Below are 15197 nucleotides of genomic sequence, written 5' to 3' on the forward strand. Positions count from 1 at the left end.
CGTGCGTAAGCACGGTGTTAGTAAGACTCCTGGAAGAACACCAGGTTGATAGGTTAGAGGTGTAAGCATGGTAACATGTTCAGCTGACTAATACTAATAAGTCGAGGGCTTGACCTTAATATATATATAAAGCGAGAATTTCACTGTGCAATTTTGAGAGAATATAATTTTCTCAATCTGGTGATTATGGCATGAAGGTAACACCCCTTCCCATACCGAACAGGTCGGTTAAGCTTCAATGCGCCAATGGTACTGCAGGGGTAACTTTGTGGGAGAGTAGGTCGTCGCCAGGTAAGAAAAAACCACTAAGTTAGACTTAGTGGTTTTTATTTTATATAAAGACTAAAAGGTTCATTAAATTGATGGAAAAATTCAAGCTCTAACATACCACTGAGCTTGAGCTTCATACATTTCAGAGTATTTACCACCCAGATTTATTAACTCCTCATGTGTTCCTATTTCGGCGATTCTTCCTTCATCCATAACTATAATTCTGTCAGCTATTTTAGCTGAGCCTATTCTGTGGGTAACAATGATTGAAGTTTTACCTTTTGATAGGTCGGCGAATTTTTCATATAATTTTGTTTCTTCTACTGGATCAATAGATGCTGTTGGTTCATCAAGGATTATCATGTTGTGGCTTTTGTAGAAACCACGAGCTAGAGCTACCCTTTGCCATTGTCCACCAGATATATCTGTACCATCAAACTCACGAGAAAGCATGGTGTCATAGCCTTCTGGGAAAGTTTCACTTTCTATATCAAGATCTGCTTTTTTAGCTGATATATCTAAAAGTTCAGCTGAATCATTATCCATATGGCTTATAGTTATATTTTCAGAAAGATTCATTTTATATTTTTGATATTTTTGGAACACCCCAGAGGTATGTTTGTATATTGATTTCGCAGATATTTTTCTAGTATCAATACCACCAAACTCTACAGCACCTTCTGTTGGCAAATATAGCCCAGTTATAATCCTTACAAGGGTTGATTTACCAGCACCATTTTCTCCCACCACCGCAATGATTTCCTTTGGGCTTATTTCTAAGGATATATCCTTTAAGGAGTAATCTTTTGCTGACGGGTAGATAAAATTTACATTTTTAAGTGAAATTCCATCCTCAGCACTAAGTTCTACATCCTCACCACCCCTTTCAGGAAGGCTAAAGAAATCAATAAAATTTCTTATGGTTCCAAGTTCTTTTGTTAAATCTCCAATGTGCATACATATTATCTCTTCCATTACACTAATCATAAAACCTACTGATGCAAATACTGCAGAAAAAGCTCCTATGGTTATATTTCCTATAAGTAAAGAACGAAATAAAAGATAAAGCACTCCCAAATAACCTACAAGGGTTAAAAGCTTCATGCAAAGTTCTATAAGGCCGGTTTTCTTTTCTGCCTTCCACACCTTTTGTCCTAAAAGATCCATGGAATCCTTATAAATATCTTTAAAATAATTAAAACCACCTAAAATACGAGTTTCCTTAAAATATTCTCTAGCGCAAATACAACTTTCGTAATAGTCATATTCACGACGTATAGGTGCTATTTCATCTTCAAGCTTATCAAATACCTTTACCCGTATAAGCTGAGAAAAGGCCACAGGTATAAATATAAATACTAAAGATACTGCAAGTATCTTATCAAGCCTAAAAAGATATACTCCCATAAATAAAAAATAAGGCAAATAAAAAGTAAATAAGCTTGTAAGAACTATGAATAATCCAATGCTTCCATCAACACCCTTTTGAGCCTTGTTTATACTATCTAATAGCTCTGTATCTTCATATATTATAGGGTCAATATTTGCAGATTTCTCGTTGATTTTTTTATATAAATGTCCAGCTACTTTATTTTCAAACACTCCGTACATAAAGTTAGTAACACCATTTAATATTTGAGAAGCAATAAGAGCAAGGCCTAATATAAATGCCAGCATAATTGCTTTATTTATTGTTCCATTACCACTTACGGCTTTGGTTACCCCATCAAAGAATTTCTGAGTTGCAACGGTATTAACAGCAAAAGATACTCCATGAAAAATACTAAGTGTTAAAAGTATAATCGTAATAATTGGACAATAATGAAACATCATAGGAATAATCTTAGCTGTAATTTTAGTTAGAGATATTTCTTTTTTCTTTTCCATTATAGGTACCATCCTTTTTGACTTTCATACATTTCTGTATAAACTCCATTTTTACTTATAAGCTCATTATGATTTCCACTTTCAACAACTTGTCCATTACCAAGTACAAAGATTTCATCGGAAAGCTTGGTAGAACCTAAACGATGGCTTATAAATATAGTAGTGCCTCCACGACTTATCTCCTCAAATTTTTCGTAGATGTTGCTTTCACTTATAGGGTCAAGGGCTGCTGTAGGTTCATCCAGTATTCTAAGAGGTGATGGGCTTATAATAGCTCTTGCCATAGCTATACGCTGCCACTGTCCACCAGAAACATCAACCCCTTTGCTTTTAATTTTGCCAAGAGGAGTATCCATTCCATGTGGAAGAGACTCTATTACATCATTAAGTGACATAGTAGAAACAGCATCCTGAATAAGCATATCATTTCCTTTATTTTTAATGCCATTTATCCTACCAATAGAGAGATTGTCCTTAAAGGAAATATAATACTTAGCAAAATCTTGATATACTACTGAACATAGAGCTTTAAGGTAGCTCTGGCTGTATTCCCTTATATTGTTACCATCAATTAATATATCGCCTTCATACTCATCATAAAGACCAGTTATAAGCTTTGTTATAGTTGTCTTACCTGCTCCATTTGATCCTACAAAGGCATAGTGTTTTCCATGTTCTATAACAAAGGACATTCCATCTAATATATAATTTTCAGTTTGTGGATACTTAAACCTTACATTCTTAAACTCTAAACTCTTAAATTTAACTGGAGTTTCTAGAGGATTATCAGTAGCTCCTTTTTCTTCCTTAAGAGAAGAGAAATTAGTTAAATCTTTTAAATACTCTATGTTTTTTGTAAGTTCACCTACAAGAAAGGAAAGATTCCAAGATAACATTTGAATAAGTGAAGTTACAGCATTTACAAGTGATATAAACATACCAATAGTTATCAGTCCTGATGTAACAGGTTTTATAAGTACGATTATTATAAAAATAGATATAAAAGATGTAATAATACCGCCTGCCTTCATTCTTATAAACCACTTAGCTTCAGTCTTTAGAATTATCTTTCTAGAAATTTCATATTGATCCCACCACTTTTTATTTATGTTATTACTAAATCTAAATAGACTCCTTTCATCAACACTTTCCCTTCCTGTGAGCACTTCTTTAAGATATTCATATTTTCTTTTGTATTTCGATGTTTCTTTATCAGCTTCATAGGTAGCCTTTCCACTCTTCATAGATAACATAAATAGTGGAACAGAGACAGCTAAAATAATTAAAGCAGCCCACCAAACCTGAGCTATAAGTATAAATAAAAGACCAGCAACTTTTATGATCATTGATATTAGATCTAGAAAATTAATATAGGCTTTGCTTAATTTGCTTTCTGGATCTTTGCAAACCCTTGAAATTAAATCCCAACTCTCACTATTTTCTATGTATTTATAAGATAATCTTGCTCTTTTTTTCACCATACCTAATCTAAGGTCTTCTCTAAGCTTAATTTCTAGCTTAATTTCCACAAATTTTATAAGTCTTACTGAAATCCAGCTGTACCCAACTATTGCAACTACAAGGAATATTGATGGGAAAACTTTTTTAAGGTCTCCGCCCGAAGATACTACTGAAATTGAAATATCTATAAATTTTGCAGTAGCAAGTATTAGTAAACTAGGAATTATACCATCTAATATTTTTGAAATTGCTATTAGTATCCCATAAAGTGGTGAACAGTTTAATGGAAGTCGTACAATATCAAGTACAGTATACTTTTTATTTTCAATTATCATATTTAATCCCCCTAAACCTAAATTATGTATATAATTAGATTAATTCATACAAGTAATATCATAAGTATATTACAAATTATATGCAAAATCAACAGATTTAACCAATGTAATTATAATACCAATATTGTAAAATTAGTTTAAATATGATATAATTTATTGAGAGGGAGTCAACTGTTGAAAAATGGTGGGCTTTTTTTTGTTTTCCCAAAATGAAGGTATCTTCAAAAACATCTAATTAGAAGCTATTTTCAAGATGCTTAATATAAAGAAGGAGTTGTAAAAAAATGATCAAAATAGATTCTATATTTAATGAATTTCCTAAACTTGAGAGTGAAAGGTTTGTATTAAGAGAGGTAGTAGAAATGGATTATCCAGCTATATATGATATATATTCTGATGAGGATGCAGTAAAATACCAGCAAATAAAATCTATGGCAACTATTGAACAAGCAAAGAAGTCAGTGGAGTTTTTTATAAATGGATTTAAGACTAAAAAGTTCATTAGGTGGTGTATTACACTTAAGAAAAACAAGCATGTTATAGGGTTGATCACACTTCATGATTTTGACACTTGGAATTCAAAATCAGAGATAGGTTATATGCTTAATAAAAAATATTGGAGACAAAATATAATGAGTGAAGTTTCGAAAAAAGTAATATCTTATGCATTTGAGGTTATAGAGCTTAATAGGATAGAGGCATTGATAGATCCTGAAAATACTGCTTCAATTAAATTAAATATAAAACTTGGATTTGAAAAAGAGGGTTTAAAAAAGGAAGCAGCTTATAATAGAAGAACAGATAAATATGAAGATAGGTTGGTATTTGGTATTATAAAAAGTAATAGATAAACCATAACTTTTGTGTAAGTTATGATTTTCTATTTTTAAACATTAAACGTTAGCATAAGGAAAGTCTTTTGAAAAGTTTGAGTTAAATATCATTTTTGCAACTAGTATGGCCTCTTGAATATCCAGACAGAAAATATCTTCTTCTGGAATTTGCATTTTATTAACCCAAGTATCATAATGTTTCTTCGTACAGAAGAAATTCATAATATTTCAGCAGTTGCCTGACCAGTTTTGGTTTTTATTTAAATCTACATGGAGTACATGTGTAAGCTCTGGAGTATAATTAGCAAGTTGTCCATTTTTAATCTCAACAAAGATATCCTCTCCACATTCGCTACACTTAGAATTAATTTTTATATTTTGATTAAATGTAAAAGAAGATCCCATAGCATCAACTGCACACATTGCACTAAATACGCGTCCATCTGATAAATGAACTTTATGATTAGTATTAAAAGCTGAAACTGGATAAATAAAATTCACATTATTATCTTCATCCATTGACATAGCATTTTTACTAACTAAACTATCTAAAATTTGCTTAAATTTTTCTTTACTGATATTTAGTTTTTCTAATATAATAGAAGATGCCTCTTTTGAATTAAAAGGTATGGCATTATATATAATATAATCCATTATTAATCTTCTTACCTCATTTTCTATTAAAGATAATCTTGAACAAATGCTATCAATATATAATCTTTCTGAGGGATAATTTTTGAAAGTAAAATCATTACCATCTATATCTTTAACTATAATATTTTTCATATAACTCATAATTATTTTCTCCTATTCATTTATTGCTAACTAATATTTCAGAGTTAGCACCACAAAATCCATTGCAACTCTACACCACTTTAGAATCGTCTCTATTTAGTGCTTTTTTCAGTATATTTGTAAGCGTGTCTTTATATTTTTTATATTTTTCACTCTCGCGATCTCGCGATCTTTCAAGGTCAATATTCATATCTTCTAGTATTTTTCCTTTTTCAGTAGACATAACAATAACTCTATCACTCATATAAACAGCCTCATCAACATCATGAGTCACCATAATTACTGTGGTTCTGTCTTTAAGCCATAAAGCTTCCAATTCTTCTTGAAGTATTTGTCTCATTTGAAAATCTACAGCGCCTAAGGGCTCATCCATTAATAACACTTCTGGTTTACATGCTAGGGCACGTATAACCGCTGTCCTCTGTTTCATTCCTCCAGATAACTGGTGAGGAAATAAATTTTCTTTTCCTAGCAGCTGAGCCATTTCTAAAAGTTCACCAAGTTTTTTTTCTCTTTCTGCCTTGGGAATTTTTTGTTCTTTCATAGGAAACAAAATATTATCGGCTACAGTCATCCAAGGAAATAGTGCATAGTTTTGAAATACAAATCCTCTATCTGAACCCGCGCTAGATACGTATTTACCACTAACTGAAATTTTACCTGATGTTGCTGGCTTAAAACCTGCAATTATTGTTAAAAGAGTAGTTTTACCACAGCCTGAAGGTCCAAGTAATGAAATAAACTGTCCTTCTTTAACATCAAAACTTATATCTTTTAATACCTCATGAACTTCTTTATTATTATTAAATGTCTTACATACATTCTCAAGTCTAACCTTCATTACTGAGCATACCTCCATTTTGTAAGCCTTTTATTTAAAAGTTGTAATATTCTATCAATACCGAAACCTACAAGTGCTGCAAAAACCATTAGTGCTATTAACATATCTGTTTGCATTCTTGTTTGAGCTTCAACCATAGAGAAACCTAAGCCGGCACCTGCCGCTATGTACTCCGCTCAGATAACAGACATCCAGCCAGTACTAATAGCCAGTCTAGCTCCTGTCAAAATATCTGGTATAGATGCGGGTATAACAATATTTTTGAAAATGCTTAAGTGGCCAGCTCCCATACTTCTTGCAGCATTATAGTAATCCTTTGATATACTTTTTACACCGTGTATAGTATTTAAGATTATAGGGAATATTCCAGAAAAAGCAATTAAGAATATTGTTGGACCATCTCCAATACCAAACCATACAATTGTAAGTGGTACCCACGCCATAATTGGAACCTGTCTTACAGAGTCCACTATCCAACTAATTAACTCGTTTGCTAGTGGAAAGCTTCCCATTAAAAATCCTAGTGGCAAACCCAAGGCTAATGACCACAAAAATCCTTTTAATACACGTCCTAATGTAATTAATATATTGGTCACTATTTCAATGCTAGTAATGCAGTGAAAAAATGCAATTGCTGTATTCTTTGGATAGGGTAATATTATTTCTTTATCATAATGCATAGCAGTTAACTGCCATATCCCTATTAAAGCTAAGCCAACCAATATCTTATAAAAAATATATTTAGTATTTTTATTTTTTAGTTTACTAAGTTTGTTTGTGGAATTATAGGTACAAGATTTATATTCCATCTTCGCCATTGAGCTAGTCCCCTTTCAGTAATACTAATATTTACATAACCTTTTAATTCTTCTAACAATACATCTTCTGATTCTAATTCCTTTACGGATTTTTCATATGCAGTTATAAACTTTTTATAAACAGGATTTTTTTTAAAATCATTTCTGACTAAAAGTACATATGTAACATAATCTCTATTTACTGAAATTTTATCTTTGACTCCATTTAGCATCCATCCTTTAGTAACATCTAACACAACCCCATCCACTAGGTTATTTTCTAATGCATAAGGCAGGGCACGTCCAAGCATAGGAACTATTTCACATTTGTTACCAAAGCGGTCTTTCACTATTTGTTCTTGATATTTTTTATTTTGAGTAACACCTATTTTTTTAGGTGTTACTCCACTTTTTGTTATAAATATATCTGAGTTTTCAACACAAACTCCAACAATTTCAAATCTTGGATCCTTTTCAATGAATTTTTCTGCTGCATTTACACATACAATTGCTAGGTCTAAAACATCAGAGCTCAATGCCCATTGAGCAGTGTTACTTCAGCAATCATTCATTGTATAGCTTTCAAAATCCTCATGAATATCTGCATTATTTAATCTTTTATTTTTAATCATATAGTCAATAACCATGCCAGAGACATCATTAGCCACTCCGATTTTTATTTTATCCTTAAGCTTTTCCTTTGGCATAAAGCTAATTCCTATTATTAATAAAATTATAATAATAAAAGCTAAAACTATAGTTTTATTTATCGATTTCATTGGACTTAGCTTTCCAATTTTCAAAAGACATCCCTAGTGGGAATACAGCATTTACTTTTTCTTTTATAAATTTATCAAAATCATCAGCACCAGATTCATCTAAATATTTAGTAATAACAATGTCCTCATATTTATTTGAATCACTATATAATCCTTTGCTTATTTCAAACTCCATTTCATGCTTAAATTTTTTAGGGTCAACTTTCCAAGAAAGAGTTCTTCCTTCTCCTACTGTCTTTTTATACACAGTTAATAAAGCTGCTTCTTCAGGTACATTATAGTTTTTTGCAAAGATTTTTGCCGCTTTTAATGGATGTGTATAAATGTATTCTATTGCTTTTGTATGAGCTAATACCATTTTCTTAGCAAGTTCAGGATGTTCCTTCGCAAACTTCTTATTTAGAGAAAATACACAGCAATTCCCTATCTCTTTTCCAGTCATTAAATGTGTACTTAAAATGCGTCCTGTTTTTTCAAATTCAGCCATGGATCCCCAAGGGTCACAACATACATAGCCTTTAATTTTTCCTGTTTTCATAGCAAGATATTTAGCTTGATCTGAATCAAAATTTATTCCTTTATAATTTTCGCCTTTAACAGGTATACCTGCATCATTAGCCATTTGTTCCCAGTTATAATCTGTTTGTTCTGGCTTTGAACCAATTCCCATAGGTTGTCCTATTAGATCCTTTGCTGGATTCTTAATATCATTTGACACTACCAAATAGTATGAACCGCCATCATGATTATTAGCAGCAACTATTATAGGAGATCCTTTAGCATAAGCCGTATTTAAACCTTTAAACCCTATATATCCAGCATCCATTTGTCCTGCTGCCATAGCTTGTGGAATTTTACCATTACCAGTAACTTCAACCTTTAAACCAAGTTGGTCAAATATTCCTGAATCTTTTGCTACACATGCTGCAGTCATATGATCACAATTATAGTACCCAAGCTTTATTGTGTAATCATCCTTACTCTCAACTTTTGTACTATTTGATGAGGTAGTTTTAGCTGTTTCCCCCTTATTTCCACAAGCTATTAATGAAGATGCCATTACAGCTGCTAATGATACTACTAATGCAATTTTCTTTAATTTCAACATTTTTTTAGTCCCCTTTACTATTTATGATTTTTATATTTAATGATATTTCAGAAGGAAAGTCATCCTGTTTTTCATAAGTGGGAGTATAAATCTCCTTGTGAACTCATTAATATTGCCTATTTGAACAAGATGATTTAACAACAGTCTTCCATGTCATTTCCAAATAAATTAACAATCTTCATATTCTGGAGTCTAAAAATTGCATATCCTACTTGTCCATTTTTAGAACCTGAAACAATAACCTCTATTTGGTCTTTATCATCTATATTTTTAAACTTTATTATTTGATTTTCCATTGGAGCAGGTACTTCATTGCTACATTTATAATTATGCTCTTTAGCAATAACTATTTTCATAGCGTTTTTAGTTTTGCTCACTCTATATATGATCACTAAATCTTTAGTATTATCATTATTTACATCTTCTTGTCCACATAAAATAACTTCATTATCAGGATGTAGTTTAGTGAAATATTGAAGTAATGGATTATCCCTGGTCACTCCAATATTTTTTAATTCTTTATTTTTAGAAGGCGCGCTAACACATGCACTAAACATAAATGTAATTATGATTAATACTAATACATATAAAATAATTTCTTTTTTTCTCATAATACAAATAACCTCACAATTTAATAAAGATAACTCTATTTGTCTAAGCCTTTTTGCTAGCAAAAAAAGTTTTTAATATTTGGTGAAATTGCACGGATGCAAAATAAAAATATAATAAATGAACATAAATATTTTAACCATTCTGGTGCAACAAAAATAATTTTATTAGCTGCGCTTATTGAATTATCTACTCTATCAAAGTTCATAGCTGGTTTAAAATTAGGCATTAAAATTAAATTAGTTATATAACCCACGAGTACCGAAGTTGTAACAATTACTGAGGAATATATAATAACCGTACGTTTACCTATAATTTTGTAGATATTTATTAATTCAGGGAGATTGGTTGCAGCTCCAGCCATTAAAAATGTAATAGCTATTCCCGGTGCTGCTCCACTGGCTATAAGTGCTGCAACAAAAGGAATATGTCCTACGGCACAAACATACATAGCAGTTGCCAGTAATGCTATAAATATAAGTGAAATAGCACTTGGATTTCCAAGATAATCTTGAATGTATTGCTGTGGAAGTGAAGTTAGTAATAATCCTGCCAATAACATTCCTGGAATTACATATTTACTAACAGATAATGCTAAATTACTAAATGACCAAGTCAGGCCTGAAATCATTTTATCTTTTAAACTTATATCATCATCCAATTCCAATAATCTTGCTTGAATATTTTCGTCTACACCAGGTGCTTTTAGCTCTGAACCTCCAAAAGTATTACCTATAATTCCAATAATAATTGGAACTACAAATCCAGTAATTAAATAAATTATTGAAATTTCTGGACCTAAAAGTCCAAAGCATAATATAACTGCTATGGGATTTATAATTGGAGTAGCTACCATAAACGCTAGTGTTGGTCCTAAATATGCTCCTGAATAATACATACTCAAACCCAATGGAATTACTCCACAGCTGCAAATAGGTAACAGCATACCGGATATAGTACTTTTAATTAGTGAACTTATTTTTTTATTACCAAGCATTTTTTGAAATTTATCAGGGGCTAATATATCATGGAGTACTCCTGCTAAAATGAAGCTAATGACTAGCCATACTGAAGCACCATTTAATATATTAATTGAAGCAAGTACAATTTTTTCTATATAATTTAAAATTGACATTAGCTATTTATCACCGCCTCTTCAATTGCTCTGGAAATTACTCCTTCTGATAAATTTTGAATTTTCTTTTTTTCGTCAATAACTATCATACTTTTAGTAACCATTCCGTATTTCTTTATGTAGTCAAAATCTTTACCTACACGATAAATTTTTAACTTCACTTTTCCATTATATTTTTTAACTTCATCTTCAACGAAGACAGCATATTTATTACATCATGCACAGGTATTAACAAATTCAACTAGAATATTAACCATTATTTTCACTACCTTTCTTATAAACTAATCAGTAATATAGCTATTTATTCCCTTTTTCTTTGTTTTTCTTTATTATTTTGTATAATATAACGATTAATGACATATATATATTACCACATGATTCATTAAATGTAATATCTTGTTTTTATATACATAAACCCATTGCTATAGATAAACATAATAGACCTAATTTTACAAAAATTTGAGCTAAATCAAAAATTTATTACTTTTGTAGTAAAAGCAATTTTACAAATTAAAAAGTGCTGTAATTCCTAAGGTTCATTAAATGAATAAAAACATTTTAGTTAAAGTTATAAAATGTTAATTATAGTGTTTAGGTAAATAGTGCGTAAAGCAAGAAAACAGGATATAATAAAGTAGAGTAATTAGAAAGTTTAATTCCACCATAGATAAGTAATGGGGAATTTTAGTGAAAATTCAAATGAAGAAGGAGTTTTATTTAATGAATGAATTAATTAAAGAAATTGAGTATAATAATGGAAAGTTTCCAGAGGAGCAATTAAAGGAAATAATAAGTCGCAAGGAAGAATTTATACCTGAATTACTTGAGATATTAGAAAATGCTAAAGAAAATTATGAAGAGATTTTAGAAAAACCTAATTATTTTGCACATATATATGCAACGTTCTTGTTAGCACAGTTTAAAGAAAAGCAAAGTTTTAAGCCAATTATAGATTTAATTAGTTTACCAAATGAAATTCCAGACGATATTTTTGGTGATTTTCTTACAGAGGATTTACATAAAATTTTAGCATCAGTTTGTGGCGGAGATGTGCTACCAATTAAAAGTTTAGTGGAAGATAGCAATGTTAATGAATATGTTAGATGTGCTGCTATTAAATCATTTATTGTACTACTAGGTGAAGGGGTTATATCTCAAAGCGAAGTTATTGAATACTATAAAAGTTTATTTGAAGGAAAACTTGAACGGGAGTTTTCACAAGTTTGGAATGAGCTTATATATGATTCTTGCGAAGCAGGTCCTAGTGAATTATATAAATACATAGAAAAAGCTTACGCGGATGAATTAGTTGACGTAGAATGCATATCTTTAGAAGAAGTAGATGGAGCTGTTAAAATACATGATAAAGAAAAATTTCCCAAATTAAAAGATGAGGGATATTCATTTATTCTGGATACTATAGAAGAGCTAGGCTGCTGGAGATGTTTTACTAAGAGTAGCACTGAGTCTAAATCTCAATATATGATGGGGATTAATAAGATGAAAAAAAATAACAAAAACAAAACAAATAAAAAGCAGGTAAAAGCTACTAAAAAGAAGCAAAGAAAAAAATAGTAAAAAAGGCTAGAGATACCAGCAGTAATGGAAATATAAGAAAAGAGATGATCATATGATAAAAGCAAATTTTGAGGATTATAAATTAAGTAGTGACATATTAAAAGCAATTAGTTTGTTAAATTTCAAAGGTTTAACAAAAGTACAGCAGCAGGTTATACCTGCAGTGCTAGCGCAAAAGGATGTAGTAGTAAAGTCCCAAACAGGAAGTGGGAAGACTGCGGCATATGCCATTCCTATTTGCCAGCTTGTAGATTGGGAAGAAAATAAACCGCAAGCACTAGTGCTTACACCAACAAGAGAACTCGCTATTCAAGTCAAAGAAGATATTTTTAATATAGGTAGATTCAAAAGACTTAAAGTAGCTGCAATTTATGGGCAGTCACCTTTTTACAATCAGAAAAAAGAACTTACACAAAAAACACATGTAGTAGTTGGGACACCGGGTCGTATTATAGACCATTTGGATAAAGGCACATTGGATACATCAAATATAAAGTATCTTATAATAGATGAAGCTGATGAAATGCTTAATATGGGATTTGTAGATCAGATAGAAATAATAATAAAGAGCTTACCAAAAGAACGTGTCACCATGTTATTGTCAGCTACAATGCCAAAAGATATAGAGACTTTATGTAGAAAATACATGAAAGACCCTATACGCATTGACATAGAAGACCAAAATAAAGCCTCAGATAGAATATCTCAAGAAAGATATAACGTAAATGAACCCGGTAAAATAAATCTTTTAAGAGATATAACCGTAGTAGAAAACCCAGATAGCTGTATGATATTCTGCAATACAAAACTAAAGGTAGATGAAGTTTACAATGAGATGGTAAAGCTTCATTATACTTGCAGAAAAATACATGGTGGAATGGAACAAAGTGATAGATTAAGAGTAATGAATGATTTCAGGAGTGGTTATTTTAGATATTTAGTAGCTACAGATGTTGCAGCTAGAGGGATAGATATAGATAATATTACCCTTGTAATTAATTATGATATTCCAGAAGATAAGGAAAGCTATGTTCATAGGATAGGAAGAACTGGACGCATAGGTAAGCTGGGCCGCGCAATAACTTTTGTGACCCAAAATGAAAATAGGTTTTTAGAAGATATACATGAATATATCGGTAAAGAGATTCCGTTGATGACAAAACCAGAAGTTGAGACTGTAAATAATGCTAAAGAAGAATTTGAGGAGAAGATGAATACGAGACCTGAAATTAAAGAAGCAAAAGGCGCAGAGCTTAGCAAAGAAATTATGAAATTACATATTAATGCAGGTAAGAAAACAAAGATGAGGGCCATGGATATAGTAGGTACTCTTTGCAATGTTAAAGGTATGACAAAGGATGATATAGGAATCATCAATATAGTTGATATATCTACTTTTGTAGAAATATTAAATAATAAGGGTGAGTCGGTGTTTCAGGAATTACAAAATACACCTATCAAAGGCAGGCTTCGTACAGTAAGTAAGGTTGATATTTAACACCAGGATAGTCATGTAGTAGAATAGAATATATTCAAGAAGATGGAAATTATTTTTATAATCTATCTTCTTTTTTTTGTTTAAGAATAATTGCATATGTTATATAATAAGTAATCTAGTACTAGCAATAGAAAGAAGGTCAATAACAAATGCGACGATTTGATGAAGATATGAACATGTTTAGATATATTATTGGATCAAAAGAAATTACTGGGGATAGTGTAGTATACAACATTTCAGTAGAATTTGGTGAGGGGAATATAATAAGTTACAGTGCAATGCCTGGAATTGAAGTTACCTATAATGATTTTGAGATATATAAACCATTAAGTGAAAGCTTTAACTTAAGTGTTGATTCCTTGGAAATAAATTATTGTTTAGAAGGATATTTGGAAAGCGAATTTGCAAATAGGAAAATAGTTTATATGGGTGATGGTGATATTTCTATTTTTGGGTATAAGACAGGAGTTGTTTTAGCTGATTTTACAACTAAACATTATAAAGGTGTAACAGTAATGGTCTATATAGATAAGGCTTCTAAAAGTATAGGAGATATGCTTGGAGTTTCTGATGCTGAAATTAAAAGCTTTATTATGGCTTCTTTTAACGGAGATACTTGCATAGTAAACCATGCCAGTCAAAGTTTAGAGCATATTTTTAAAGAATTTTTTGTACTGCCTGAAAAATTTAAAAATTATTTTTTAAGAATAAAGGTGGTAGAGCTTTTACTTTATATATTAGGAAATTCTGATTATAAAACAAGCAACAAGAAATATTTTCCAAGAACATTTGTAGATAAAATAAAGGATGCTAGAAGAATTATATTATCTGATATAGATTCTCATATTACAATAAAAGAACTTTCGCATAGGGTAGGAATTAATTCAACTGATTTGCAGAAGGGGTTTAAGGCAATTTATCAGTGTCCTATATATGCATACCTTAAAAGTTATAGAATGAAAAAGGCCAAAGAACTGCTTATGAAGGAAGAATTAACCATAGCGCACATAGCAAATTTAGTAGGTTATACAAATAACAGTAAATTTTCAAAAGCTTTTAAAGAAGAGTTTGGATTATCTCCATCTAAATATAGAATTTCTAGTAGATAAAAATCTTTCAAAATTATTTTGAAAGATTTTTTTCGGTGTGCCAGGCATGGCAATTAACTAGGTGGTGAAAGTCCACTGTGGGGGTCTGTAGTTACCAACCACTAGCTGAAGACAAGGTATCCACCGTGAGGTGTGAACTGAAGGAAGTCTTAGGCAAAGTTC

Annotated in this window: 14 protein-coding genes and 2 rRNA genes; 6 read left to right on the forward strand and 10 right to left on the reverse strand. The window is 31.0% G+C overall.

The features are described from left to right. Positions 1-117: ribosomal RNA gene (locus tag Ctaglu_RS23125) — 23S ribosomal RNA — on the forward strand; the annotation flags it as partial. Between the two features lie 59 nt (positions 118-176). Further along, positions 177-293 (forward strand): 5S ribosomal RNA (gene rrf, locus Ctaglu_RS23130). 79 nt (positions 294-372) lie between these two features. Here rrf and Ctaglu_RS23135 read toward each other — a convergent pair. Both Ctaglu_RS23135 and Ctaglu_RS23140 read right to left on the reverse strand, forming a co-directional pair. Continuing rightward, a complete protein-coding gene (locus tag Ctaglu_RS23135) occupies positions 373-2157 on the reverse strand; it encodes an ABC transporter ATP-binding protein (protein ID WP_185732931.1) in 1785 nt (594 codons plus the stop codon). Next, positions 2157-3953, reverse strand: a complete 1797-nt coding sequence (locus Ctaglu_RS23140) for an ABC transporter ATP-binding protein (RefSeq protein WP_125006203.1) — start codon at positions 3951-3953, stop codon at positions 2157-2159. The genes Ctaglu_RS23135 and Ctaglu_RS23140 overlap by 1 nt, the downstream gene beginning before the upstream one ends. A 284-nt stretch (positions 3954-4237) precedes the next feature. On the opposite strand from Ctaglu_RS23140, the gene Ctaglu_RS23145 reads away from it, so the two are divergent. Further along, the gene (locus tag Ctaglu_RS23145; RefSeq protein WP_125006205.1) at positions 4238-4804 is read left to right on the forward strand and encodes a GNAT family N-acetyltransferase; all 567 of its coding nucleotides are present in this window, start codon (positions 4238-4240) and stop codon (positions 4802-4804) included. A 42-nt stretch (positions 4805-4846) separates the two neighbouring features. Here Ctaglu_RS23145 and saoL read toward each other — a convergent pair whose 3' ends face one another. The 8 genes from saoL to saoT all read right to left on the reverse strand — a co-directional run bounded on the left by saoL (position 4847) and on the right by saoT (position 11107). Next, the gene (gene saoL / locus Ctaglu_RS23150; RefSeq protein ID WP_267901317.1) at positions 4847-5581 is read right to left on the reverse strand and encodes a MerB-like organometallic lyase SaoL; all 735 of its coding nucleotides are present in this window, start codon (positions 5579-5581) and stop codon (positions 4847-4849) included. A 70-nt stretch (positions 5582-5651) separates the two neighbouring features. Further along, positions 5652-6422, reverse strand: a complete 771-nt coding sequence (gene saoA / locus Ctaglu_RS23155; RefSeq protein ID WP_125006209.1) for an ABC transporter ATP-binding protein SaoA — start codon at positions 6420-6422, stop codon at positions 5652-5654. Further along, positions 6422-7240, reverse strand: coding sequence for an ABC transporter permease subunit SaoP (saoP, locus tag Ctaglu_RS23165; protein WP_239591059.1), 819 nt, complete (start codon positions 7238-7240; stop codon positions 6422-6424). The genes saoA and saoP overlap by 1 nt, the downstream gene beginning before the upstream one ends. Further along, on the reverse strand, positions 7180-8022 hold the full coding sequence (gene saoB / locus Ctaglu_RS23170; RefSeq protein ID WP_349817845.1) for an ABC transporter substrate-binding (seleno)protein SaoB: 843 nt from the start codon (positions 8020-8022) through the stop codon (positions 7180-7182). The genes saoP and saoB overlap by 61 nt, the downstream gene beginning before the upstream one ends. Beyond that, a complete protein-coding gene (gene saoX, locus Ctaglu_RS23180; RefSeq protein ID WP_125006219.1) occupies positions 7982-9106 on the reverse strand; it encodes an ABC transporter substrate-binding subunit SaoX in 1125 nt (374 codons plus the stop codon). Before saoX ends, saoB begins: the two co-directional genes overlap by 41 nt. A gap of 134 nt (positions 9107-9240) precedes the next feature. Further along, positions 9241-9717 (reverse strand): Cys-Cys-COOH (seleno)protein SaoC, encoded by a 477-nt coding sequence (gene saoC, locus Ctaglu_RS23185; protein ID WP_125006221.1) that lies wholly within the window; start codon positions 9715-9717, stop codon positions 9241-9243. Between the two features lie 56 nt (positions 9718-9773). Next, positions 9774-10850 carry an efflux transporter SaoE gene (saoE, locus tag Ctaglu_RS23190; RefSeq protein ID WP_125006223.1) on the reverse strand — a complete coding sequence of 359 codons (1077 nt, stop codon included), beginning with the start codon at positions 10848-10850 and terminating at the stop codon, positions 9774-9776. Continuing rightward, positions 10850-11107: a thioredoxin-like (seleno)protein SaoT gene (saoT, locus tag Ctaglu_RS26345; RefSeq protein ID WP_240067710.1), complete on the reverse strand. Its 258-nt coding sequence runs from the start codon at positions 11105-11107 to the stop codon at positions 10850-10852. Before saoT ends, saoE begins: the two co-directional genes overlap by 1 nt. Positions 11108-11570: 463 nt before the next feature. Here saoT and Ctaglu_RS23195 point away from each other — a divergent pair, with 463 nt between their 5' ends. The 3 genes from Ctaglu_RS23195 to Ctaglu_RS23205 all read left to right on the forward strand — a co-directional run bounded on the left by Ctaglu_RS23195 (position 11571) and on the right by Ctaglu_RS23205 (position 15035). Beyond that, a complete protein-coding gene (locus tag Ctaglu_RS23195) occupies positions 11571-12425 on the forward strand; it encodes a DUF1186 domain-containing protein (protein ID WP_125006225.1) in 855 nt (284 codons plus the stop codon). Positions 12426-12480: 55 nt separating this feature from the next. Beyond that, positions 12481-13926 (forward strand): DEAD/DEAH box helicase, encoded by a 1446-nt coding sequence (locus Ctaglu_RS23200; RefSeq protein WP_125006227.1) that lies wholly within the window; start codon positions 12481-12483, stop codon positions 13924-13926. A gap of 149 nt (positions 13927-14075) precedes the next feature. Further along, positions 14076-15035: a helix-turn-helix domain-containing protein gene (locus tag Ctaglu_RS23205; RefSeq protein WP_125006229.1), complete on the forward strand. Its 960-nt coding sequence runs from the start codon at positions 14076-14078 to the stop codon at positions 15033-15035. Positions 15036-15197 lie beyond the last annotated feature (162 nt).

It is taken from the genome of Clostridium tagluense (assembly GCF_003865095.1).
In the GTDB taxonomy this organism is placed as follows: Bacteria; Bacillota; Clostridia; order Clostridiales; family Clostridiaceae; genus Clostridium_AD; species Clostridium_AD tagluense.